Source organism: Pseudomonas sp. NBRC 111131 (assembly GCF_001320525.1).
GTDB lineage: Bacteria > Pseudomonadota > Gammaproteobacteria > Pseudomonadales > Pseudomonadaceae > Aquipseudomonas > Aquipseudomonas ceruminis.
The window spans coordinates 85,105-107,947 of sequence record NZ_BCBH01000007.1 but is presented as its reverse complement, the minus strand read 5'-3'; the positions used below and the strand labels follow the sequence as shown (position 1 = coordinate 107,947).

General features: G+C 63.6%; 22 protein-coding genes. 15 read left to right on the top strand and 7 right to left on the bottom strand.

Going from position 1 to position 22,843, the window contains the following annotated elements; genetic code table 11:
• Positions 1–323: 323 nt before the first annotated feature.
• Together APH34_RS09295 and APH34_RS09290 are read left to right on the top strand one after the other, a co-directional pair.
• Positions 324–800, top strand: a complete 477-nt coding sequence (locus APH34_RS09295; protein ID WP_003249795.1) for an Lrp/AsnC family transcriptional regulator — start codon at positions 324–326, stop codon at positions 798–800.
• Between the two features lie 54 nt (positions 801–854).
• Positions 855–1,058: a DUF2788 domain-containing protein gene (locus APH34_RS09290; protein ID WP_008092861.1), complete on the top strand. Its 204-nt coding sequence runs from the start codon at positions 855–857 to the stop codon at positions 1,056–1,058.
• 162 nt (positions 1,059–1,220) lie between these two features.
• On the opposite strand, the gene APH34_RS09285 is transcribed toward APH34_RS09290, so the two are convergent.
• From APH34_RS09285 to APH34_RS09270, 4 genes are all read right to left on the bottom strand, one after another.
• The gene (locus APH34_RS09285) at positions 1,221–1,850 is read right to left on the bottom strand and encodes a pseudouridine synthase (protein WP_054900879.1); all 630 of its coding nucleotides are present in this window, start codon (positions 1,848–1,850) and stop codon (positions 1,221–1,223) included.
• A gap of 6 nt (positions 1,851–1,856) precedes the next feature.
• A complete protein-coding gene (amn, locus tag APH34_RS09280; RefSeq protein WP_054900878.1) occupies positions 1,857–3,320 on the bottom strand; it encodes an AMP nucleosidase in 1,464 nt (487 codons plus the stop codon).
• A gap of 68 nt (positions 3,321–3,388) precedes the next feature.
• Entirely contained in the window at positions 3,389–5,041 is a 1,653-nt protein-coding gene (locus tag APH34_RS09275; protein WP_054900877.1) for an acyl-CoA dehydrogenase family protein, read from the bottom strand.
• Positions 5,042–5,147: 106 nt separating this feature from the next.
• Positions 5,148–7,139, bottom strand: a complete 1,992-nt coding sequence (locus APH34_RS09270) for a hybrid sensor histidine kinase/response regulator (RefSeq protein ID WP_054900876.1) — start codon at positions 7,137–7,139, stop codon at positions 5,148–5,150.
• Between the two features lie 265 nt (positions 7,140–7,404).
• Here APH34_RS09270 and APH34_RS09265 point away from each other — a divergent pair, with 265 nt between their 5' ends.
• From APH34_RS09265 to APH34_RS09250, 4 genes are all read left to right on the top strand, one after another.
• Positions 7,405–8,202 carry a hydroxymethylpyrimidine/phosphomethylpyrimidine kinase gene (locus tag APH34_RS09265; protein ID WP_054900964.1) on the top strand — a complete coding sequence of 266 codons (798 nt, stop codon included), beginning with the start codon at positions 7,405–7,407 and terminating at the stop codon, positions 8,200–8,202.
• A gap of 14 nt (positions 8,203–8,216) precedes the next feature.
• Positions 8,217–8,840, top strand: a complete 624-nt coding sequence (gene thiE, locus APH34_RS09260; RefSeq protein WP_054900875.1) for a thiamine phosphate synthase — start codon at positions 8,217–8,219, stop codon at positions 8,838–8,840.
• A gap of 17 nt (positions 8,841–8,857) precedes the next feature.
• Positions 8,858–10,141 carry a glutamate-1-semialdehyde 2,1-aminomutase gene (gene hemL / locus APH34_RS09255; protein ID WP_054900874.1) on the top strand — a complete coding sequence of 428 codons (1,284 nt, stop codon included), beginning with the start codon at positions 8,858–8,860 and terminating at the stop codon, positions 10,139–10,141.
• Positions 10,142–10,388: 247 nt separating this feature from the next.
• Complete coding sequence (locus tag APH34_RS09250) at positions 10,389–10,934, top strand: tetratricopeptide repeat protein (RefSeq protein ID WP_054900873.1); 546 nt, start codon at positions 10,389–10,391, stop codon at positions 10,932–10,934.
• A gap of 6 nt (positions 10,935–10,940) precedes the next feature.
• Here APH34_RS09250 and APH34_RS09245 read toward each other — a convergent pair whose 3' ends face one another.
• A complete protein-coding gene (locus APH34_RS09245) occupies positions 10,941–11,267 on the bottom strand; it encodes a DUF1820 family protein (protein ID WP_016393488.1) in 327 nt (108 codons plus the stop codon).
• A gap of 163 nt (positions 11,268–11,430) precedes the next feature.
• Between APH34_RS09245 and APH34_RS09240 the strand changes: the two genes are divergently transcribed.
• Genes APH34_RS09240 through lnt form a run of 4 tightly spaced genes read left to right on the top strand, consistent with a single transcriptional unit; the run spans position 11,431 to position 15,287 of the window.
• The gene (locus APH34_RS09240; RefSeq protein ID WP_054900872.1) at positions 11,431–12,429 is read left to right on the top strand and encodes a PhoH family protein; all 999 of its coding nucleotides are present in this window, start codon (positions 11,431–11,433) and stop codon (positions 12,427–12,429) included.
• A complete protein-coding gene (gene ybeY, locus APH34_RS09235) occupies positions 12,422–12,895 on the top strand; it encodes an rRNA maturation RNase YbeY (RefSeq protein WP_054900871.1) in 474 nt (157 codons plus the stop codon). The genes APH34_RS09240 and ybeY overlap by 8 nt, the downstream gene beginning before the upstream one ends.
• Before the next feature lie 26 nt (positions 12,896–12,921).
• Positions 12,922–13,761 carry an HlyC/CorC family transporter gene (locus tag APH34_RS09230; RefSeq protein WP_054900870.1) on the top strand — a complete coding sequence of 280 codons (840 nt, stop codon included), beginning with the start codon at positions 12,922–12,924 and terminating at the stop codon, positions 13,759–13,761.
• Between the two features lie 8 nt (positions 13,762–13,769).
• Positions 13,770–15,287 (top strand): apolipoprotein N-acyltransferase, encoded by a 1,518-nt coding sequence (lnt, locus tag APH34_RS09225; protein WP_054900869.1) that lies wholly within the window; start codon positions 13,770–13,772, stop codon positions 15,285–15,287.
• A 109-nt stretch (positions 15,288–15,396) separates the two neighbouring features.
• Here the strand turns inward: lnt and APH34_RS09220 are convergent, their stop codons facing one another.
• Positions 15,397–16,158: a YdcF family protein gene (locus APH34_RS09220; protein WP_054900868.1), complete on the bottom strand. Its 762-nt coding sequence runs from the start codon at positions 16,156–16,158 to the stop codon at positions 15,397–15,399.
• A gap of 133 nt (positions 16,159–16,291) precedes the next feature.
• Positions 16,292–16,606 (bottom strand): hypothetical protein, encoded by a 315-nt coding sequence (locus APH34_RS09215; RefSeq protein WP_054900867.1) that lies wholly within the window; start codon positions 16,604–16,606, stop codon positions 16,292–16,294.
• A 226-nt stretch (positions 16,607–16,832) separates the two neighbouring features.
• On the opposite strand from APH34_RS09215, the gene leuS reads away from it, so the two are divergent.
• From leuS to APH34_RS09190, 5 genes are all read left to right on the top strand, one after another.
• Positions 16,833–19,439, top strand: a complete 2,607-nt coding sequence (leuS, locus tag APH34_RS09210) for a leucine--tRNA ligase (protein ID WP_054900866.1) — start codon at positions 16,833–16,835, stop codon at positions 19,437–19,439.
• Positions 19,440–19,500: 61 nt separating this feature from the next.
• A complete protein-coding gene (gene lptE / locus APH34_RS09205; protein ID WP_054900865.1) occupies positions 19,501–20,106 on the top strand; it encodes an LPS assembly lipoprotein LptE in 606 nt (201 codons plus the stop codon).
• Positions 20,107–20,143: 37 nt separating this feature from the next.
• Entirely contained in the window at positions 20,144–21,181 is a 1,038-nt protein-coding gene (holA, locus tag APH34_RS09200) for a DNA polymerase III subunit delta (protein WP_054900864.1), read from the top strand.
• A 103-nt stretch (positions 21,182–21,284) separates the two neighbouring features.
• A complete protein-coding gene (gene arfA / locus APH34_RS09195; RefSeq protein ID WP_003257578.1) occupies positions 21,285–21,449 on the top strand; it encodes an alternative ribosome rescue factor ArfA in 165 nt (54 codons plus the stop codon).
• A 60-nt stretch (positions 21,450–21,509) separates the two neighbouring features.
• The gene (locus APH34_RS09190) at positions 21,510–22,826 is read left to right on the top strand and encodes a lytic murein transglycosylase (protein WP_054900863.1); all 1,317 of its coding nucleotides are present in this window, start codon (positions 21,510–21,512) and stop codon (positions 22,824–22,826) included.
• The last annotated feature ends 17 nt before the right edge of the window (positions 22,827–22,843 follow it).

Here is a 22,843-nt window from a genome sequence, read left to right as displayed (position 1 = left end):
ACGGACATGAAAAAAGGGAGGCCACTGGGGCCTCCCTTCGAGAATTGTCGTCCGTGCTCGGCGCTTGTGGCGCCGGCTCACCTCACACGCTCTTGTGGAGTGTGTGTAGCCCGGGGGCCTGCAGATCCGGTGGGATGGCGGGCCGCGACCGCCCGCCTAGGGCGCGTCGCCGTGGACTGATGTCCGGGCAGTGATTCTGTGGATAAAGATACGGGAGTGCCTGGGGCAGGAGATTGCGAATATTGCTCATATAAATAGCACTTGCGCAATTTTTAACCCTGGATCGATAATTCACAGCAATCCGAACAGAAAAGGCCTTTTCCATGAGCAAGCTTGACCGCTACGACCTGAGCATCCTCGCCGAATTGCAACGCGACGCCCGCATCTCCAACCAGGAGTTGGCCGAACGCATCGGCCTGTCGCCCTCGCCGTGCTCGCGTCGGGTCAAGCAGTTGGAGGACGACGGCTACATCTCGCGCCAGGTTGCCCTGCTCGATCGCAAGAAACTCGGCCTGAGCCTGACCGCCTATGTGCTGATCGGCATGGACCGCCATACCCCAGAGCGCTTCGAGACGTTCGAAGCAGCGATTCGCAACTTGCCCCAGGTGCTCGAATGCAGCCTGGTCACCGGTATGGATGCCGACTATCAGCTCAAGGTCGTGGTGCCGGACATGGATCACTACCAGAAATTACTACTAGGCAGCCTGACCCGTATTGAAGGCGTCACCAGCGTGCGCTCCAGCTTCGTGCTCAACCAGGTGCTGGCGAGCACCGAGCTACCCTTGACCCACCTTCGTTAAATGCTCGCACCGCCCGGCGTATAATCAGCCGCTCAGCCAGCCTGGAGAACAACAATGGATCCCGCCGTATTCGAAGAATGGATGATGATCATCCTGGTCACCGTGTTGATCGGTTTCATGGGTTTCATCGTCTGGGACCTGGCGAAAAAGTCCAAGGCTGGGCGGTTTGGCACGATGATCCTGTTCTTCGTACTGGGCTTGGGGGTGCTGGCCTTCATCATCAAGAGCGTGGTGGTGGGGTTTCTGGAAGGGGTCTAGCGGCCTCTCGAACGGGTAGGCGATGACGGAATGTAGGCTTGCCAGCGCCTAAGGTCATGGGGGCTTGCCCCACGAAACAGGCAACGCGGTGGTGGCGGGGCAAGCGTGCAGCCACAGGAACTGCGTCAACGTTCGAAGGGCAGTCCAGGCACCCCGCGAGCGCTACAGCCTTGCCGGCACCTCGCGCCAGCAGCCCTGCTCCAACCCATCCAGTGCCCAATCCCCAATTCGCACCCGCACCAGGCGCAAGGTCGGCAAGCCCACCGCCGCCGTCATGCGCCGCACCTGGCGGTTACGCCCCTCGCGAATCACCAGCTCCAGCCAGCTTGTCGGCACGCTCTTGCGATAGCGTACCGGCGGGTTGCGTGGCCACAGGTCAGGCTCACCCAGGCGCCGTGCTTGAGCCGGCAGCGTCGGGCCATCATTGAGCTCGACCCCCTCACGCAGCCGCTGTAACTGTTCGTCGCTTGGCTCGCCTTCGACCTGCACCCAGTAGGTCTTGGCCAGCTTGTGCCTGGGATCGGCAATGCGCGCCTGCAGCCCCCCATCGTTGGTCAGCAGCAACAGGCCTTCACTGTCCCGGTCCAACCGCCCGGCCGGGTAGACGCCGGGGATATCGATGTAGTCCTTGAGCGTCGCACGCCCTTCGCCGTCGCTGAACTGGGTCAGTACATCGAACGGTTTGTTGAACAGGATCAGGCGCGGCTCGGCCGGCGGCGCCTTGGGCTGGCGTCGCGGGCCGGCAGGCCGCGCCTGCGGGCGGCGCGGCTTGGAACGGGGTGGAAGTGGCATGGACCCTCAGCGGAACGGCGGCTCATCGAAGCTGCGCAGTTTACGCGAGTGCAGCGAATTGAGCTCGGTGCGCAACAGGTCGAGTGCGGCAATGCCGATCTTCAGGTGCTGGCTGACCGCACGGTTGTAGAAAGCGTTGGCCGAACCCGGCAACTTGATTTCACTGTGCAACGGCTTGTCGGACACACACAGCAACGTGCCGTAGGGCACCCGCAGGCGATAACCCTGGGCGGCGATGGTGCCGCTTTCCATGTCTACCGCCACGGCCCGCGACAGGTTGATCAGCGGCCGTTCCTGGGCCCATCGCAATTCCCAGTTACGGTCGTCGTAGGTCAGCACGGTGCCGGTGCGCAGGCGCTTTTTCAGCTCTTCGCCACGTTCGCCGGTGACCTGCGCTGCCGCCTCCTGGAGCGCCAGCTGCACTTCTGCCAGCGCGGGAATCGGGATGTTCGGCGGCACGACCCGGTCGAGGATGCCGTCGCGGCGCATGTAGGCGTGGGCCAGCACATAGTCGCCAATGGTCTGCGACTGCCGCAGGCCGCCACAGTGGCCGATCATCAGCCAGCAGTGCGGGCGCAGCACGGCCAGGTGGTCGGTGATGTTCTTGGCGTTGGACGGGCCGACGCCGATGTTGACCAGGGTGACGCCATCGCCGTCGGCCGCGATCAGGTGGTAGGCCGGCATCTGGTAGCGGTGCCAGACCACGCTGGCCACCAGCGCCTGCGCCTCACCGTGGTCCATGCCTTTTTCGATCGACACGTTACCCGGCAGCACCATGCGCACGAAGCGCGGGTCATCTCGCAGTTGCTCGAGGCCGTGGCTGATGAACTGGTCGACATAGCGGTGATAGTTGGTCAGCAGGATCCACGGTTGCACATGGCGCCAGTCGCTGCCGGTGTAATGCACCAGGCGGCGCAGGGAGAAATCGACGCGGGCGGCGTCGAACAGTGCCAGAGGCAGGGTCTCGGCGCTGCCCCAGTCGCACAGGCCATCGGCAATGTTGTCGGTGGCGGCGGACAGGTCGGTGCTGGGGAATACCCGCGCCAGTTCGGCGGCGGTGATACCGCTGCCAGCCAGTTCATCGCCCTGGTCGACCACATACGGGTACGGGATGTTCTGTTCACTGATGCCGACTTCCACGGTCACGGTGTAGTCATGCATCAACGGGCGCAACTGCTCGAGCAGGTAACCGCGAAAGGCCGCAGGCTGGGTGACGGTGACGCTGTAGGTACCGGCGACCTGGACCTTGGCATAGGCGCGGGTGGTGGCGGCAACCTCGCCGTGGCTGTAGTAGGTCAGGCGCAGCGCCGGGTACCGGTACACGGCGCGCTCGTCGGCGTCCGGCTCGGTACGATCCTTCAGGTAACGCTTGAGGGCCTGGCTGAGGGCCCCGGTGGCCTGTTCATGCAGGGCCGCCAGACGATCGACGGCCTGTTCGGGGGTATCAACGACTACAAAGGCGTGGCTCACACTGTGCTTCCTGTCTGGACATGCGTGTCAGCCATCTTGCCTACCTTCGTCGCTAAAAACACCCCCTGTCAGCTCGGCCAGACAGGCGTAGCCCGCGCCACCAGCGCCTGGACGTCGGCGCCCCGGGGCAAGGCCCCATAAGCCCGGCCGCCCGTTGCCAGTCGGCTGCCGATGAAGGCATCGCTGACCGCCGCATTTCCGGCCTCCAGCAACAGCTTAGCCTGCAGGGCCAAGGCAATGTCCTCGGTCAACTGCCGCGCACGGTACTGAATGTCACTGGTGTCGGCGAAGGCGCCCTTGAGGTTGCCGATGTGCGCAGCCAGCCGCGGGTCGCCGTGCCCATCGCCCAGTTCGGCGAACAGCGCATCGAGCACGCCCGGCTCCTTGGACAACGCCCGCAGCACGTCCAGGCACTGCACATTGCCCGAGCCTTCCCAGGTGGAATTGACCGGCGCCTCGCGATAAAGGCGCGGCAGGATGCTGTCCTCGACATAACCGGCACCGCCCAGGCATTCGGCGGCCTCGTTGATCATCCCTGGCGCGCGTTTGCAGATCCAGTACTTGCCCACTGCCGTGACCAACCGGGCGAAGTGCGCCTGGTGCGGGTCATCGAGCTGCTCCAGGGCTTGCCCCATGCGCAGGCTCAATGCCAGCGCCGCTTCGCTTTCCAAGGCCAGGTCGGCGAGCACGTTCTGCATCAGGGGCTGCTCGCTCAGCACCCGGCCACCGACCTTGCGGTGCGCGCAATGGTGGGTGGCCTGGGTCAGGGCCTGGCGCATCAAAGCACTGGAGCCGACCATGCAGTCGAAACGAGTCATGGCCACCATCTCGATGATGGTCGGCACACCCCGCCCCTCCTCGCCCACCATCCAGGCCAGGGCGCCACGGAACTCCACCTCGCTGGAGGCATTGGAGCTGTTGCCCAGTTTGTTCTTCAGGCGCTGAATGTAGAACTGGTTGCGGTTGTCGTCCGGGCGGTGGCGCGGCAGCAGGAAGCAGCTCAGGCCCTTGTCGGTCTGCGCCAGGGTCAGGAAGGCGTCGCACATCGGTGCCGAGCAGAACCACTTGTGCCCGACCAGTTCGTAGGGCTGGCCCGGGCCGGGGCTGCCGACTGGGTAGGCGCGGGTGGTGTTGGCACGCACATCGGTACCGCCCTGCTTTTCGGTCATGGCCATGCCGATGGTTACGCCGGCCTTGTGGCGATCGCCGACATTGCGTGGGTCATACTCGCGGGCGAGGATCTTCGGCAGCCAGTATTCAGCCAGTTCGGGCTGCAACCTGAGCGCAGGCACAGCGGCGAAGGTCATGGTCAGCGGGCAGCCCGTGCCGGCTTCAGCCTGGCTGTGCAGGTAGGTCATAGCGGCCCGGGCCACATGGGCGCCGGCGCGGGGCTCGGCCCAGGGCAACGAGGGCAGGCCGTGCTCCACGGCTGTGCGCATCAGTTCATGGTAGGCGGGGTGAAATTCCACCAGGTCGATGCGGTGGCCATAGCGGTCGTGGCTGCTGAATTCGGGCTTGTGTGCATTGGCCAAAAAACCGGCAGCCATCAGCGGCCCGCCCGCCAAGGCACCGTAGGCGTCGATCCGCGACTCGGCCCATCCGGCCCCGAAGCGCCGCGACCACGCCTGCAACGGCAGGTCCAGGCGGTACAGGTTGGCACCGTCGAGCGACGGCGGCTGGTTGGTGACTTCGTGGGTTTCAGCGTACTGGTGCAGGTTCATCGCGAGCTCCTGGAGGCCGGGTATGCCTGAAAGCCCCAGTGAAGCACTCCCTGCCGGGCAGTCAAAGTGACAAAAATGACTAAACGTGTAGTCGCAGCCCGCTAACCTAGAACCCGTTGCCCGCCGAAACCGCCCTGCCCGGCGGCCTCTGCAACTGGGCAATCGCCACCTGCAAGGTAAACTCGAACCGGCTGCCCAGCCCGCGCGTCGACTCGTGGGACAACCTGCCGCCCAGCACCTCACCCATCTGCCGGCAGATAGACAGGCCAATCCCCAGCCCGCCATAGCGCCGGGTCATCGAACCATCGACCTGGAAGAAGCGCTGGTAGAGCAGCGCCTGGTCAAGGTCATCGAAACCGATGCCGCTGTCGCTCACGGTGAACGTCAGCACCAGGCTGCCCGGCCCCTGACGTCGGCCGCGGGCCTGAATCATCACCCCGCCCTGGTGGGTGAACTTCAGGCCGTTATCTACCAGACAGCCCAGGCAACGGGCCAACTTGTGCGAATCGCCAAGCAATTCGTCCGGCAGGTCGGCGGGAACATCCAGGCTCAGGTACAACCCCTTGCTCAGGGCCATTCCGGCGTAACCGGCGCGCAGTTCCTGAAGCATGCGGCGCAGGCTGAATGGCGCGGCCTGCACCCGCGCCCGCCCGGCCTGCAGTTCGGTGAGGGTCAGGATATCGTCAACCATGCCCATCATGTCCTGGGCAGAGCCCGCCGCAGTACGCTGGTACTGGGCCATCTCGGCGCTCATGGGCAGCGTCTGCATCAACTCCAGCGAGCCGATCACGCCATTCATTGGCGTGCGCAACTCGTGGGTGACGGTGGCGAGGAATTCGTCCTTGAGCAGATTGCTCCTGGCCAGTTGCTGGTTCAGTTGCTCCAGAGTACGCCCGGTATCACGCAGGGTCTGCGCCTGCTGGTTGCGCATGCTGTTGATACGGTCGGCCAGCGCCAGGGACAACAACGCCACCTCCAAGGCCGAACCCAGCTGGCTGGCGTACATGGTGATGAACACGTTGGGCAGATACCCCAGTACCATCAGGGTGTTCACCAGCCCGCCGAGCAGAAACGCCGTCCAGGCGATGATGAACCAGCGCGCCACGCGCAGGCCGCGCGACCAGGCATACAGCCCGGCAGTGAAAATGCTGACGGTGAACAGCAGGGCCAGTACCGTGGCCATGCGCAAAGCAATGCCGTAGGGCATGGTCACCGCCAGCAGCATCACCCCCCCTCCACCGAGCATCAGTAGCTGCAGAAGCCGGTCCAGGCCCCGGCTGAGCTTGCCCAGGCGCAGGAAGTAGCGGGCGAACTGGCAACCGAACAAACCGGCCGCACCGATGAACAGGGGCGTCGCAGCATTGGCCCACCATGGGCTGTTGGGCCAGAAGTAAGCCACCCCGGCGCCGTTAACCGACACCTGGTAAAGGCCGAATGAGGCGATGTAGAGGATGTAATAGAGGTAACTGACATCTCGCACGCTGAGGTAGATGAACAGGTTGTACACCAGCATCACCAGCAACACGCCGTAGATCATCCCCAGTACATACAGCCGAGTGGGCTGCTCTTCCATGTAGGCTTCGCTCGACCACAGCGCCAGCGGCGCCTGCACCGATCCCTCGCTGTGCAAGCGCAGATAGACCGTGGTCGCCTGGCCGGGTAGCAAGGGTAACGTGAACAGGTAGTTGTTCTGGCGGATCTGCCGGCTGTCATAGGGCAGGGCATCACCGGTGCGCTGCACCAGGCGGTAGACGCCATCGCTGTCAGGCAGGTACAGCTCGAGATGGTCCAGTGGCGGATAGGCCAGTTCCAGCAACCATTGGCGAGGAGCGCTGCGGGCCGGGGCCAGGTAATGCAGGTCGACCTTGAGCCAGAACACCGAAGTCGAATAGCCGGCGTTCAGCACGTCTTCATGGTGTGTGCGGAAGCGGTTGGCGAACAGGGGCGCCGAGACCTGGGCAATGCTGGCGCTGCCCTCGCGGTCTTCATACACCTGCATGACCCTGCCCAGCGGAAGATGCCGGGTGGTATCGTCGAATTCGACCGCACGGGCCAGCACGGGCAACAAGCCCAGAAGCACAATTACCAAATAGCGCATACAGCCCCAGCATGGCCTGTCCAGTTGCGTCGCGATGGCCCCCTATCCTTTTGAGACGACGAAATCCGGCAGCACCCGTTTATCGAGTTATTCGAGCACTCTAGCATAGCTTTCCCTGCGGGTAACGAGCCACTCCAACCTTGAAAGAAAAGGCTCTAAAACAATGCTTTCAGAGCATATCAAAGGACAAATCTGACCATCCGATCAACAAAACCCATTTGTAGGACGATCCGCACAAATGGGTTTGGTGGTAAGCTCGCCGACCATGAATACCTACAGCTCCCGCCCTGTTGTCCTCTGTCTCTCCGGCCACGACCCAAGTGGCGGTGCCGGCTTGCAGGCAGATATCGAAGCCCTGATCGCCCAAGGCTGTCATGCCGCGCCTGCGGTAACCGCCTTGACCGTGCAGGATACCGTCAATGTTTCCGACTTCCGCGTGCTCGATCGCGAGTGGGTGCTGGCCCAGGCCAACGCCGTGCTGGCCGACTCCACGGTAGCCGCCGTCAAGCTGGGGATGCTCGGCTCGCTGGAGATGGTCGATACCGTCGCCGAACTGCTTGGCGCCCACCCTCACCTGCCGCTGGTCTGCGACCCCGTGCTACGTGCCGGTGGTGGCGGCCGCCTGGGCAAGGACGAAGTGGGCTATGCCCTGCGCGAGCGCCTGCTGCCGCTGGCGACCATCGCCACGCCAAACTTGCCCGAGGCCCGTATCCTCGCCGAGCTACCGGAAGGCACCGCAGATGAATGTGCGCAAAAGCTGTTGCCGTTCTGTAGACACCTGCTGATTACCGGCGGTCACGGCGACGAAGACGAAATCCACAACCGCCTGTACAGCCGTGATGGCCAGCGCCACACCTGGACCTGCCAGCGCCTGCCCGGCAGCTACCATGGCTCGGGGTGCACCCTGGCCAGCGCCCTGGCTGGCCGCCTGGCCCTGGGCGAGCAACTGCAGAGCGCGGTCCGCAGTGCACTCGACTACACCTGGCGCACCCTGCGTGACGCCGAGCAGTTGGGCAAGGGCCAGTTCGTCCCGCGCCGCCTGCCCCTGGACTACTGCTCCTGATACGAGGCTCTCAGATGAAGCTCCGCGGTCTGTATGCAATCACCGACAGCCAGCTGCTCGCCGGCCGTTTCCTGTCCCATGTCGAGGCAGCGCTGGAAGGCGGCGTGTGCCTGCTGCAGTACCGCGACAAGAGTGACGACGCAGCCCGTCGCCTGCGCGAAGCCGAAGGGCTGATGAAACTCTGCGAGCGCTACGGCACGCAGCTGATCATCAACGATGACGCCGAACTGGCCGCGCGCCTGGGCGTCGGCGTGCACCTGGGGCAGACAGACGGCCCGCTGACCCCGGCCCGTGCCTTGCTCGGCCGCCAGGCGATCATCGGCTCGACCTGCCACGCGCAACTCGAGCTGGCCAAGCAAGCGGCCAGCGAAGGCGCCAGCTACGTCGCCTTTGGCCGCTTTTTCAATTCTGTGACCAAGCCGGGGGCGCCTGCCGCCAACGTCGACCTGCTGGAGCAGGCCCGTGCCCAGGTCAAACTGCCGATCGCCGTGATCGGCGGCATCACCCTCGACAACGCCGCCCCACTGGTCGCCCACGGTGCCGACCTGCTGGCGGTGATCCATGGCCTGTTCGGTGCCGACAGCGCGCAGGAAGTTACCCGCCGCGCCCGCGCCTTCAACGCCCTGTTCGCTTCCTGATTTCGAGAGAAGATCCCATGTCCCGTTCCGAATCCCTGTTCGCCCAAGCCCAGAAGCACATCCCCGGTGGCGTCAACTCGCCGGTGCGCGCCTTCAAGAGCGTTGGCGGCACCCCGCTGTTTTTCAAGCACGCTGAAGGCGCCTATGTCGTCGACGAGGACGACAAGCGCTACGTTGACTACGTCGGTTCCTGGGGCCCGATGATCCTTGGCCACGGCCACCCGGACGTGCTTGATGCGGTGCGCAACCAATTGCAGCACGGCCTGTCCTACGGCGCCCCGACCGCCATGGAAACCGAGATGGCCGACCTGGTCTGCTCGCTGGTGCCGTCCATGGAGATGGTGCGCATGGTCAGCTCCGGCACCGAAGCCACCATGAGCGCGATCCGCCTGGCGCGTGGCTATACAGGCCGCGATGCCATCATCAAGTTCGAAGGCTGCTACCACGGCCACTCCGACAGCCTGCTGGTCAAGGCCGGTTCCGGCCTGCTGACCCAAGGCGTGCCAAGCTCGGCGGGTGTCCCGGCTGATTTCGCCAAACATACCCTGACCCTGCCGTTCAACGATATCGCCGCCGTCGAGAAGACCCTGGCCGACGTCGGCCAGACCGTGGCCTGCATCATCGTCGAACCGGTGGCTGGCAACATGAACTGCGTACCGCCGGCACCCGGTTTCCTCGAAGGGCTGCGCGAGCAGTGCGACAAGCATGGCGTCGTGCTGATCTTCGACGAAGTGATGACCGGGTTCCGCGTCTCGCTGGGCGGCGCCCAGGGTTACTACGGCATCACCCCGGACCTGTCGACCTTCGGCAAGATCGTCGGCGGCGGCATGCCGGTCGGTTGCTTCGGCGGCAAGCGCGAGATCATGGGCTGCATCGCCCCGCTCGGCCCGGTCTACCAGGCCGGTACCCTGTCGGGCAACCCACTGGCCATGGCAGCCGGCCTGACCACCCTGAAACTGATCAGCCGCCCGGGCTTCCATGCCGAACTGACCGACTTCACCAGCCGTATGCTCGACGGCCTGCAACAACGTGCCGATGCCGCTGGCGTGCCATTCGTCACCACCCAGGCAGGTGCCATGTTCGGCCTGTACTTCAGCGGTGCCGACGACATCGTCACCTTCGATGACGTGATGGCCAGCGACGCGGAACGTTTCAAGCGCTTCTTCCATCTGATGCTCGAAGGTGGCGTGTACCTGGCGCCCAGTGCGTTCGAGGCGGGCTTTACCTCGATTGCTCACGGCGAAAAAGAGCTGCAGATCACCCTGGATGCGGCTGAGCGGGCGTTTGCTGCACTGAAGTAAATGCATTGCCTGGGCAGGCTGTTCGCAAGCAGACCCGTCCCCCACCGAGACCGCCACGGACGTTGAAAACCGGGGTGCATGCAGGGGAGCGGGTTGGCCCGCCCAGGCAATATCGGAGCAGCCACAATCAGCCAGCTCCCCAACCCCTACAGAAATTCGAGTAAAACTTTGTAAGGTTGGCGCTGCTTATCCCATAATGTGCCACCAGAGACATTGGCCGCAGCTTTGCAGAGGTAAGTCGATCCCCATGAACCGCACCGGCCGCGCCCTGACCTTGGGCTGCCTGTTGCTTCTTCAGCCCCTGCTGGCCCTGGCGGAGGGTGGTAACTCGTTGCTGATTCCGGCAACGGGGCGCTGCACGCTCAATGTCCAGCCAGAAGACCTGCAGAACGCTCTCAAGGCTTGCGAGCAGACGGCGGCGACCGGGGACGCCCAGGCGCAGTACGAGTTGGGTGAGTACTACTACACGCAAACGCCCAAGGACTTGAAAAGGGCCCTGGACTGGTTCGAAAAAGCCTCGCTGCAAGGCCATGCCGAAGCCCAGTATCGCCTCGGTGCCATGTTCTTCCATGGCGAAGGGGTCAAGGCCAATAACGTGCAGGCCTACATCCTGTTGAAGATGGCCGCGGTCAACGGCGCTGAAGATGCGCTGGACATGGCCGACGAAGTGACCGAGCAGATGCCCCGCGACGAGCTGGAGCACGCTACCCAGGTGCTTGGCCAGATCTTCCGCAAATACCTGCTGGAACTGCAGAACGCCGAAGGGCGCACGCCGTTCTCGCCGCTTCCCTGATTCGTTTTACTTTTCAGGCATCGGCATGGGGAACGGCATCACGTTGCCACCACCCTTGGCTTCGCTGATCTTGGCTGTGCCCAGGCGTTCCACCTCGTCGATACGCACGATCGAGTGCATCGGCACGAAGCTGCGGATCACACCCTCGAACTGGTTCTTGAGTTTCTCCTCGCTCGGGTCGACCACCACCTGGGTGCGCTCGCCGAAAACGAATTCCTCGATTTCCAGGAAGCCCCACAGGTCGCTTTGATAGATCTGTTTGGCATACATCTCGAAGACCTGCCCCTGGTTGAGGAAGATCACTTTATAGATGGCGGGTTCGCGCTTGCTCATGTTGGGCGGGATAACACATGTGTAAGAAAAGTCGCGCATCATAGCAGACAGGCCTGTTGATCTGTGCTGCTCGTACCGTTGAACGTTTCAGTGCTTTCGCCCCTGCCGTTCAAGGGTTATTCTTGAGTTCACCCTTATTGCCGTCGAGCGGCCAAAAAAAACCTTGAACGCACCCATAGAACCCCATCGCTTCATCCTCGAACCTTTCGAGGCCCACCGTTTCGCCAACCTGTGCGGCCAGTTCGACGAGCACCTGCGCCTGATCGAACAACGCCTGGCTATCGAGATCCGCAACCGCGGCAATCAATTCGAGCTGATCGGCGAACCCAAGACCACCTCCGCTGCCGAGCAACTGCTGCGCCGCCTCTATCGCGAGGCCAAGGCCACCGAGCTGTCGCCGGAAACCGTACACCTGTACCTGCAGGAGTCGACCGTCGAGAACATCGACAACCCAGCGGTCAACGAGGTGAGCGTCTCGCTGCGCACGCGCAAGGGCAATATCCGCCCGCGCGGCGTCAACCAGCAGCGCTACGTCAAAGAAATCCTCGCCAACGACATCAACTTCGGCATCGGCCCAGCGGGTACTGGCAAGACGTACCTGGCCGTGGCCTGCGCCGTGGATGCCCTGGAGCGCGAACAAGTGCGCCGCATCCTGTTGGTGCGCCCAGCGGTGGAGGCCGGCGAGAAGCTCGGCTTCCTGCCTGGCGACCTCGCGCAGAAGATCGACCCGTACCTGCGCCCGCTGTATGACGCCCTGTACGAAATGCTGGGGTTCGAGCACGTGGCCAAGTTGATCGAGCGCCAGGTGATCGAGATCGCCCCGCTGGCCTACATGCGTGGCCGCACCCTGAACAACAGCTTCATCATCCTCGACGAGAGCCAGAACACCACGCTCGAGCAGATGAAGATGTTCCTTACCCGCATCGGCTTCGGCTCTACCGCCGTGATCACCGGCGACATCACCCAGGTCGACCTGCCACGCGGTACCAAGTCCGGCCTGGCTCATGTGATCGAAGTGCTCAGGGACGTCCCCGGTATCAGCTTTACCCACTTCCAGCCCAAGGATGTGGTTCGCCACCCACTGGTGCAGCGTATCGTCGAAGCCTATGACCGTTTCGATGCACGCCAGGCCAAGCCCGAGGCAGCCGGCAAAGATGCTTGAACTCGACCTGCAACGGGCCACGGACGCCGCCGCCCCCGACGATGTCGCTTTCCGCCGCTGGTGCGAGCTGGCCCTGCGCCAGCGCACGGCCGATTCGGAAATGACCATCCGCCTGGTGGACGAGGCCGAAGGCCGCGAGCTCAACCACACCTATCGGCACAAGGACTACGCGACCAACGTGCTGTCGTTCCCGGCCGACGTACCCGATGAACTGCTCGACATCCCACTGCTCGGCGACCTGGTGATCTGCGTCCCCGTGGTCGAGCGCGAGGCGGTCGAACAGGGCAAGTCGCTGCAAGCCCACTGGGCGCACCTGGTCATCCACGGCTGCCTGCACCTGCTCGGCTACGACCACATCGAAGACGATGAGGCCGAAGAGATGGAAGCATTGGAACGCCAATTGCTGGCAGAACTGGGTCACCCGGACCCTTATGCCGATGACCAGACCGATTCAATCACACACTGATACTGCAAGGATCACGAGAAACCGCCATGAGCGAAGATCGATCGAGCAACGGGCAGAAGTCCTGGCTGGGTAAACTGACCCAGGCTTTTGCCCATGAGCCGAAAAACCGCCAGGAGCTCCTTGAGCTGCTGCGCGAAGCCCATCAGAACAAGCTGCTCGACAGCGAAGCACTGACCATCGTCGAAGGTGCCATTCAGGTCGCCGACCTGCAGGTACGCGACATCATGGTGCCGCGTTCGCAGATGATCAGCATCAAGGCCACCCAATCACCCCGCGAATTCCTGCCGGCCATCATCGATGCCGCACACTCGCGCTACCCGGTGATCGGCGAAAGCCATGACGATGTGCTCGGGATCCTGCTGGCCAAGGACCTGCTGCCGCTGATCCTCAAGGAGAACGGCGACAGCTTCAACATCAAGGACCTGCTGCGCCCGGCCACGTTCGTGCCGGAGTCCAAGCGCCTGAACGTGCTGCTGCGCGAGTTCCGGGCCAACCACAACCACATGGCCATCGTCATCGATGAATATGGTGGTGTGGCGGGCCTGGTGACCATCGAGGACGTGCTCGAACAGATCGTCGGTGACATCGAAGACGAACACGACGTCGAGGAAGACAGCTATATCAAGCCGCTGCCCAGCGGCGACTTCCTGGTCAAGGCGCTGACACCAATCGAAAACTTCAACGAATTCTTCGACAGTGATTTTTCCGACGATGAGTTCGACACGGTTGGCGGCCTGGTGATGAGCGCCTTCGGCCACCTGCCCAAGCGCAACGAGACCACCGAGATCGGGCCTTACAAGTTCCGTATTCTCAACGCCGACAGCCGGCGGATACACTTGCTGCGCCTTACACCGATCACCCGCTAAGGACAATCATGCGTTGGATCACCCGCCCCGGCTGGCCCGGTAACCTGCTGGCCTTGGCGGCCGGCGCTTCCACCCTGCTGGCCCTGGCGCCATTCGACATCTGGCCGCTGGCCTTGCTGTCCATTGCCGTGCTCTACCTGGGCCTGCGCGAGCTCACCCCGCGTCAGGCCATGTGGCGCGGCTGGTGCTTCGGGTTCGGCTTGTACGGTGCCGGCACCTGGTGGATCTACGTCAGCATGAACACCTACGGCGGCGCCTCGCCGTTGCTGGCGATCCTGCTGCTGCTGGCCTTCTTCGCTGCGCTTGCCTGGTTCTTTGCCCTGCCCACCTGGCTGTGGGCACGCTGGCTGCGGCGTAATGAAGCGCCATTGGCCGATGCCCTGTGCTTTGCCGCACTGTGGCTGATGCAGGAGGCCTTCCGTGGTTGGTTCCTCACCGGGTTCCCCTGGCTGTATGCCGGTTACAGCCAACTGGATGGCCCGCTGGCAGGCCTGGCCCCACTGGGCGGCGTGTGGCTGATCTCCTTTACCCTGGCGCTGAGCGCCGCATTGCTGTGCAACCTGCACCGGTTGCGCGCACGCCCGTCCTTCCTCGTCGCCGGCGTGGTCCTGCTGTTGGCCCCGTGGGTGGTCGGCATGGCACTCAAAGGCCACGCCTGGACCAAGCCCGCTGGCGACCCGCTCAAGGTCGCGGCCCTGCAAGGCAACGTCGAGCAAGAGCTCAAATGGGACCCGGCGCACATCGATGCACAGTTGGCGCTGTACCGCGACATGAGCTTCAGCGCCAAGCCCGTGGACCTGCTGGTCTGGCCGGAAACGGCCGTACCCATCCTCAAGGACCAGGCCCAGGGCTACATCGATGTGATGGGCCGCTTTGCCGCCGAGCGGCATTCGGCGCTGATCACCGGCGTACCGGTACGTGAAGTGGTGCATCACCAGCGCCGCTATTACAACGGCATCACCGTCACCGGTGAAGGCGACGGTACCTACCTCAAGCAGAAGCTGGTGCCGTTCGGCGAGTATGTGCCTCTGCAGGACATGCTTCGCGGCCTGATCGAGTTCTTCAACCTGCCGATGTCGGACTTTGCCCGCGGCCCTGAAGACCAGCCGCTGCTGCAGGCCAAGGGTTACCAGATTGCCCCGTACATCTGCTACGAGGTCGTCTACCCCGAATTCGCCGCAAGCCTGGCGGCGCGCAGCGACCTGTTGCTGACCATCAGCAACGATACCTGGTTCGGCACCTCGATCGGCCCGCTGCAGCACCTGCAGATGGCGCAGATGCGCGCGCTTGAAGCGGGCCGCTGGATGATCCGCGCCACCAACAACGGCGTCACTGCACTGATCGACCCCCATGGCAAGATCACTGCGCAGATTCCTCAGTTCCAGCGGGCGATCCTGTATGGCGAGGTGGTACCGATGCAGCAGCTGACGCCGTACCTGCAGTGGCGGTCGTGGCCGCTGGCGATTGTCTGTGTGTTGTTGCTGGGCTGGGCGTTGCTGGCCGGGCGTATCGCCAAGACCGTGTGACGCGGCCTGGAGCGGGTTTGCCCGGCGGGCACAGGAAGGTCGCGTTAACATCCAGCAGTGGGCGACAGCTCCATTACCGGCCTTGTGGCCGGTAATGCCAGGGCAAGGCTCAGTAGAACAGCCGATACCCTAGCAACCCTACCGCTTCATTCAACAGTTGCCCGCTCTGCCACATCGCCCGGCTCTCGGGCAGCAAGCCAGCGAATGGCCGCGCATGGTCACGCCCAAGGAACCCCATCGGCGCCGGCACCACCTCGAACCCGGCACGCTCGAAGCTCCAGCGCGAACGCTGCATGTGCCAGGCCTGGGTTACCACGACCACCCGGCGAATCCCCAACGGCTGCAGAATGTCGGCACTGAACTGGGCGTTTTCCCAAGTGGTGCGGCTGCCCCCTTCCTGCCATTTGACCTCGACCGAAAAGTCTTCGCGCAAGCGATCGGCCATCAACTGTGCCTCGCTCGGCGGCGTGCCGTAGTGCAAGCCACCGCTGGTCAATAGGGGCAAACCGGAGGCCTTGGCCAGCCGCGCAGCAAAGCGCATACGCTCAAGGGCGGTGGCCGCAGGCTGGTCATCGCCGCCCCACGCCGGGTCGCCGCGCTCGCGCCCTGCTCCCAGCACCACGATGGCATCGGCCCGCTTCGCCAGCCCTGCCCACTCGCTCACCGCCAGCGGCGACTCGGTCTCCAACACACGCGCCCCCTGCTGCACCACCAGCGGGAGGCTCATCAGCCACAGCCCACCCAGCCCCAGCACAAAGCACAATGCCGCCAGCCGCGGGCGCCGGGTGCGTAACCACCAGGCAGCGAGCAGCAGCAGGAACAGGACGCCTGGCGGCATCAACCATTGCTTGATGAAGAATCGAATCGGCATCGGCCACACCTCCATGGAAGGCGTGCAGCCTAAGAGGATCGGCGCCGGTCAACAAGGGGTGCGACCGGCGCCGATCATGAGCAGTGTATTGAAGAACCGGCGCGCAATGGCCTGCGCCTGGCGTCCTGAACGGCTAGCGATGCGGCAGCGTCCTGGAACTCGCCGTATTGGCGGGGCGTTTCTTGTCCTTTAGCCAGATGATCTTTGCCGACGTCGGTTCCACTTTTGCGTAGGCACCGGCGCAGGCATTGCGGCGTTCCGGGAGGGACTCCAGGTAGGCCCTGATCACTTCGAACTCTGCGTGGCTAAGGCCGCGCAACTCCAGCTCGGCTGGCATCTCGTCGCGCAACCGCACCGAGGTTCTGGCGACTTCCAGCGCCAGGCCCAAACGGTCGATCAGGCGTTCGTAAAGCTCCGGTTTGATTGCGGTTAGCTGCGTCTCTCCCATCCGTTCACCTCATTGAAGATAAGAATATCTCCCCCCACACATGAGCTTAGCGGCACTGCAAAAAGCAGCAGAGCGCAGCGACCAGCGGCCATTCGCAATCAAGGTTTCCCACGACGCGCGGCGCTGCTGTATGCTACGGCGTTCACCCTTACGACACCGGAGTGCCGGACGCAGCGAGGTTCCGCTGCCTGGAACAAGGTCTCATTTCTCTCAGCCAAAAGTAGCCATGCACGAACAATACACGCCCCGTGATATCGAAGCCGCCGCCCAGAAGTTCTGGGACGAGCAACAATCGTTCGCTGTTACCGAACAGCCAGGCAAAGACACCTACTATTGCCTATCGATGTTCCCGTACCCGAGCGGCAAGCTACACATGGGCCACGTTCGCAACTACACCATCGGCGACGTGATTGCCCGCTACCAGCGCATGCTGGGCAAGAACGTCCTGCAGCCGATGGGCTGGGACGCCTTCGGCATGCCCGCAGAAAACGCGGCGATGAAGAACAACGTCGCGCCGGCCAAGTGGACCTACGAAAACATCGACTACATGAAAACCCAGCTCAAGAGCCTGGGCCTGGCCATCGACTGGGCACGTGAAGTCACCACTTGCAAGCCGGACTACTACCGCTGGGAACAGTGGCTGTTCACCCGCCTGTTCGAAAAAGGCATCATCTACCGCAAGAACGGTACCGTGAACTGGGACCCGGCCGACCAGACCGTACTCGCCAACGAGCAGGTCATCGACGGCCGCGGCTGGCGTTCGGGCGCGCTGATCGAAAAGCGCGAAATCCCGATGTACTACTTCCGCATCACCGACTACGCCGACGAGCTGCTGGAAAGCCTCGATGAGCTGCCGGGCTGGCCTGAACAGGTCAAGACCATGCAGCGCAACTGGATCGGCAAGTCGCGCGGGATGGAAGTGCAGTTTCCGTACGACCAGGCGAGCATCGGCCACGAAGGCACGCTGAAGGTCTTCACCACTCGCCCGGACACCCTCATGGGTGCCACCTACGTTGCCGTCGCCGCCGAGCACCCGCTGGCCACCCAGGCTGCCCAGGGCAACCCGGCGCTGCAGGCGTTCATCGACGAGTGCAAGAGCGGCAGCGTCGCCGAAGCCGACATGGCCACCCAGGAGAAGAAGGGCATGGCCACTTCCCTGCTGGTCGAACACCCGCTGACTGGCGAGAAACTGCCGGTATGGGTCGCCAACTACGTGCTCATGCACTACGGCGACGGCGCCGTGATGGCCGTCCCAGCCCATGACGAGCGTGATTTCGAGTTCGCCCACAAGTACAACCTGCCGGTCAAGGCCGTGGTGCGTACCAGCGCTGGCGATGAAGTCAGCAGCGAGTGGCAGGCCGCCTACGGCGAGCATGGCCAGCTGATCAACTCCGGCGAGTTCGACGGCCTGGACTTCGCCGGTGCCTTCGACGCCATCGAAGCGGCCCTGATCCGCAAAGAGCTGGGCAAGTCGCGTACCCAGTTCCGCCTGCGCGACTGGGGCATCAGCCGCCAGCGCTACTGGGGCTGCCCGATCCCGATCATCCACTGCCCCTCCTGCGGCGACGTACCGGTGCCGGAAGATCAACTGCCGGTCACCCTGCCTGAGAACGTGGTACCCGACGGCGCCGGTTCGCCACTGGCACGCATGCCTGAGTTCTATGAGTGCACCTGCCCTAAATGCGGCACCGCAGCCAAGCGCGAAACCGACACCATGGACACCTTCGTCGAGTCGTCCTGGTACTTCGCTCGCTACGCCTCGCCGAACTACGACCAGGGCCTGGTCGACCCTAAAGCGGCCAACCACTGGCTGCCGGTGGACCAGTACATCGGGGGTATCGAACACGCGATCCTGCACCTGCTGTACGCGCGCTTCTTCCACAAGCTGATGCGTGACGAAGGCCTGGTGACCTCGAACGAGCCATTCAAGAACCTGCTGACCCAGGGCATGGTCGTCGCCGAAACCTACTTCCGTACCGCCAGCAATGGTGGCCGCGAATGGTTCAACCCTGCCGACGTCGAAGTCGAACGTGATGCCAAGGCCAAGATCGTTGGCGCGCGCCTGAAGACCGATGGCCTGCCGGTAGAAATCGGTGGCACCGAGAAGATGTCGAAGTCCAAGAACAACGGCGTCGACCCGCAATCGATGATCGAAGCCTACGGTGCCGACACCTGCCGTCTGTTCATGATGTTCGCTTCGCCGCCCGACATGAGCCTGGAGTGGTCGGACTCCGGCGTCGAAGGTGCAAGCCGCTTCCTGCGCCGTGTCTGGCGCCTGGCTCAAGCGCATGTAGGCCAAGGCCTGCCGGGTAAGCTGGACACTGCCGCCCTGAGCGACGAGCAGAAGGTCATCCGCCGCGCGATCCACGCTGCAATCAAACAGGCCAGCAACGATGTAGGCCAGTTCCACAAGTTCAACACCGCCATCGCCCAGGTGATGACCGTGATGAACGTACTGGAGAAGGCACCGCAAGCCAGCGAACAGGACCGCGCCCTGCTTCACGAAGGCCTGGAAGCCGTTACCCTGCTGCTGGCGCCGATCACCCCGCACATCTCCCACGAACTGTGGAAGGCGCTGGGCCACGAGCAAGCGGTGATCGATGCAAGCTGGCCTGCCGTCGACGAAAACGCCCTGGTGCAAGACACCGTCACGCTGGTGGTGCAGGTCAACGGCAAGCTGCGTGGCCAGGTTGAAATGCCTGCTGCCGCCAGCCGCGAAGACATCGAAGCCGCAGCCCGCAATAACGAAAATGTCCTGCGCTTCATCGATGGCCTGACCATCCGCAAGGTCATCGTGGTACCGGGCAAGCTGGTCAACATCGTCGCCAACTGATGGCAACGCCCACCCGCAGTCAGTGCGGGTGGGCGGTATCGGCCCACAAGGGAGCAACAACATGATCAAACGCAATCTGCTGGTAATGGGCCTGGCCGTCATGCTCAGCGCCTGCGGTTTCCAGTTGCGCGGTACCGGCACCAACGAGCTCAGCATCAAGGAGATGGACGTCAGCGCACGCAACGCCTACGGCCAGACCGTGAACGAGCTGCGTCAGATTCTCCAGCGTAGCGGTGTCAACATCCATACCGGCGCGCCGTATCGCCTGGTGCTCACCAACGAGCAGGAAAACCAGCGCGCGGCGAGTTACAACGGCGGTAGCCGCACGGCCGAGTACGAACTCAACACCGTGCTCAACTACAGCATCCTGGGGTTGAACAACCTCGAGCTGCTCAGCGACAAGGTCGAAGTGCGCAAGGTGTATGTACGTGACGGCTCGAACGTCACCGGCTCCGACCAGGAGGCCACCCAGGCCCGCGCGGAAATGCGCCGTGACCTGGTACAGTCGTTGATCGCACGCCTGCAGAACCTGACGCCGGCTCAGCTGGACGAACTGCAGCGCAAGGCCGACGACCGCGCCAAGGCCGAGGCCGACGCGCTGGAAGCTGCGCGCCGTCAGCAGGCGGAGACACCACAGCAATCGCCGCTGGAAATCCCGGGCCAGTGAGCCCGAGCGGGGCACCTCGGTGCCCCGCCTGTTTCCCATGAAACTCGCACCCGCCCAACTCAACAAGCACCTGCAAGGCGCCTTGGCCCCTGTCTATGTGGTCAGTGGCGATGACCCGCTGCTGTGCCAGGAAGCCGCCGATGCCATCCGCAACGCGGCGCGCCAGCAAGGTTTCGACGAACGCCAGGTGTTCAGCGCCGACGCCAACTTCGACTGGGGCACATTGCTTCAGGCGGGCGCCAGCCTCTCCCTGTTCGCTCAACGCCGCCTGCTGGAGCTGCGCCTGCCTTCCGGCAAGCCTGGTGACAAAGGCGCTGCGGCGTTGATGGAATACTGCGCCAACCCCGCTGAAGACACCTTGCTGCTGGTCAGCCTGCCCAAGCTCGATGGCAGCGCGCAGAAGACCAAATGGGGCAAGGCGCTGATCGAAGGCGCCCACTGCCAGTTCATCCAGATCTGGCCGGTGGACGCCCAACAGTTGCCACAATGGATCAACCAACGCCTGGCCCAGGCCGGGCTCTCGGCGCAGCGCGATGCGGTCGACCTGATCGCTGCGCGGGTCGAAGGCAACCTGCTGGCTGCGGCCCAGGAAATCGAAAAGCTCAAACTGCTCGCCGAAGGCAACCAGATCACCGTCGAAACGGTGCAATCTGCCGTGGCCGACAGCGCGCGCTTCGATGTGTTTGGCCTGGTCGATGCCATCCTCAATGGCGAGGCCGCGCATGCCCTGCGCATGCTCGAAGGCCTGCGTGGCGAAGGCGTGGAGCCCCCGGTGATTCTCTGGGCGCTGGCCCGTGAGCTGCGCCTGCTGGCTGGGTTGGCCCAGCAGTTCAGCCAGGGCGTGCCGCTGGACAAGGCCTTCAGCCAGGCCAGGCCACCGGTGTGGGACAAACGTCGCCCACTGGTCAGCAAAGCCCTGCAGCGTCTTTCGGCGCAGCGTTGGGCGCAGTTGCTGCAGGATGCCCAGCGCATCGATGCCCAGATCAAAGGGCAGGCCGAGGGTTCGCCCTGGACCGGGCTGTCACGTTTGTCGCTGCTCATGGCTGGGCAGCGCCTGGTACTGCCGCCCGAGTGAGCCAGGCATCCCCGCCCCCTTTCCATATACACAATCAATTGGCCCTGCCCTCTCTTCGGGCCTACAGTCCGCCCCGCAATCCACCCCAAACGGGATTATCGCCATGAGCAAAAAGCCGAAAAAGCACGGCCCCAACAAGGCCAAGTCGATCATCGCCCAGCCACTGTTCCGCTGCCGCCAGGAACAACCGAACAAAGGCAAAGGCAGCTACCGCCGCGAAGCCTTCCAATCGAGAGATTGGGAGGCTTCTTACTTTTTGGCCGCATGAAAGCATCGAAAGCGCAGGCATGGTATGGTCGGCACCTGACCTGAAATTCTGGATCTGTGCATGCCCTTCAGCCTTCTCCCCCGTTGGAAATCCCGCCAACTGCTCGCGGCCTCCAGCTTCATCCTGCTCGTCGCCTGTGCGGAAAAACCCACCGCCGCCGACGCCCTGCCGCTGGCACCTGCCCAGCCCGCGCCGGTAGTGACCCTGCCCAGCGCCACGCCCGACGTCAGCACTGACATCCAGCCGCTGCAGACCTTTGCCCAATGGCAGGCCGGCTTCCGTCAGCAGGCGCTGCAAGCGGGTATTTCGGCAAGCACCTTTGACCGTGCGTTCATCGGCGTGACACCCGACATGGACGTGATCAAGGCCGATCGCAGCCAGCCCGAATTCACCCGCCCGGTGTGGGAGTACCTCGAAGGCGCACTGTCGCCCCTGCGGGTACGAAACGGCAAGAAGCTGCTGGAGCAGAATGCCGAACTGCTGAGCCGAATCGAACAGCGCTATGGCGTTGACCGCCAGGTGCTGGTCTCGGTATGGGGCATGGAGAGTAACTTCGGCCAGTTCCAGGGCAGCAAGTCAGTGATTCGCTCACTGGCCACCCTTGCCTACGAGGGCCGCCGCCCACAGTTTGCCCAAGACCAGCTGATCGCCGCGCTGCAGATCATCCAGCATGGCGACATCCAGCCCGAGGCCATGCGCGGCTCGTGGGCCGGCGCCATGGGCCAGACCCAGTTCATTCCGACCACGTACAACACCCACGCCGTGGACTTCGACGGTGATGGCCGCCGGGATATCTGGAACAGCACCCCAGACGCCCTGGCCTCGACGGCCCACTATCTGCAAAGCTCGGGCTGGAAGCGCGGCCAGCCCTGGGGCTTCGAGGTGCAGGTACCGGCAGGGTTCGACTACTGGCTGGCCGACGGCTCGCTGCGCAAGCCGGTCAGCGAATGGCTGCAAATGGGTGTGAAACTGCCCGCGGGCACGCAATTGCCGGCGGGCAGCAACGAGTTGTCTGCCGCCCTGCTGCTGCCGGCTGGCGCTCGAGGCCCGGCCTTCTTGGTGCTGGACAATTTCCGCGCGATCCTCAGGTACAACAACTCATCGTCCTACGCACTGGCGGTGAGCCTGCTGGGCGATCGTTTCTCAGGGTGGGGCTTCATTGCCGGCAGTTGGCCGAAGGAGGACCTGCCGTTGAGCCGCAGCGAACGCATGGAGCTGCAGAACCTGCTCAATGCCAGCGGGCACGAGGCAGGCAACCCGGACGGCATCATCGGTGCCAACACCCGCAAGGCCATTCGTAATGCCCAGCAGGCGCTTGGGTGGCCGGCAGACGGCTATCCGACGCACAAGCTGCTCGATAGCCTGCGCCAGCGCTGAAACCCAGGCGTGCAGCC

Coding starts and splice junctions, on each gene's coding strand:
- APH34_RS09215 (WP_054900867.1), bottom strand. CDS start 16,606: ATGGGAGAGACGCAGCTAACCGCAATCAAACCGGAGCTTTACGAACGC.
- APH34_RS09220 (WP_054900868.1), bottom strand. CDS start 16,158: ATGCCGATTCGATTCTTCATCAAGCAATGGTTGATGCCGCCAGGCGTC.
- hemL (WP_054900874.1), top strand. CDS start 8,858: ATGTCCCGTTCCGAATCCCTGTTCGCCCAAGCCCAGAAGCACATCCCC.
- leuS (WP_054900866.1), top strand. CDS start 16,833: ATGCACGAACAATACACGCCCCGTGATATCGAAGCCGCCGCCCAGAAG.
- APH34_RS09230 (WP_054900870.1), top strand. CDS start 12,922: ATGAGCGAAGATCGATCGAGCAACGGGCAGAAGTCCTGGCTGGGTAAA.
- arfA (WP_003257578.1), top strand. CDS start 21,285: ATGAGCAAAAAGCCGAAAAAGCACGGCCCCAACAAGGCCAAGTCGATC.
- APH34_RS09245 (WP_016393488.1), bottom strand. CDS start 11,267: ATGAGCAAGCGCGAACCCGCCATCTATAAAGTGATCTTCCTCAACCAG.
- APH34_RS09275 (WP_054900877.1), bottom strand. CDS start 5,041: ATGAACCTGCACCAGTACGCTGAAACCCACGAAGTCACCAACCAGCCG.
- lptE (WP_054900865.1), top strand. CDS start 19,501: ATGATCAAACGCAATCTGCTGGTAATGGGCCTGGCCGTCATGCTCAGC.
- APH34_RS09265 (WP_054900964.1), top strand. CDS start 7,405: ATGAATACCTACAGCTCCCGCCCTGTTGTCCTCTGTCTCTCCGGCCAC.
- APH34_RS09290 (WP_008092861.1), top strand. CDS start 855: ATGGATCCCGCCGTATTCGAAGAATGGATGATGATCATCCTGGTCACC.
- APH34_RS09270 (WP_054900876.1), bottom strand. CDS start 7,139: ATGCGCTATTTGGTAATTGTGCTTCTGGGCTTGTTGCCCGTGCTGGCC.
- holA (WP_054900864.1), top strand. CDS start 20,144: ATGAAACTCGCACCCGCCCAACTCAACAAGCACCTGCAAGGCGCCTTG.
- thiE (WP_054900875.1), top strand. CDS start 8,217: ATGAAGCTCCGCGGTCTGTATGCAATCACCGACAGCCAGCTGCTCGCC.
- APH34_RS09190 (WP_054900863.1), top strand. CDS start 21,510: ATGCCCTTCAGCCTTCTCCCCCGTTGGAAATCCCGCCAACTGCTCGCG.
- APH34_RS09250 (WP_054900873.1), top strand. CDS start 10,389: ATGAACCGCACCGGCCGCGCCCTGACCTTGGGCTGCCTGTTGCTTCTT.
- lnt (WP_054900869.1), top strand. CDS start 13,770: ATGCGTTGGATCACCCGCCCCGGCTGGCCCGGTAACCTGCTGGCCTTG.
- APH34_RS09295 (WP_003249795.1), top strand. CDS start 324: ATGAGCAAGCTTGACCGCTACGACCTGAGCATCCTCGCCGAATTGCAA.
- ybeY (WP_054900871.1), top strand. CDS start 12,422: ATGCTTGAACTCGACCTGCAACGGGCCACGGACGCCGCCGCCCCCGAC.
- APH34_RS09285 (WP_054900879.1), bottom strand. CDS start 1,850: ATGCCACTTCCACCCCGTTCCAAGCCGCGCCGCCCGCAGGCGCGGCCT.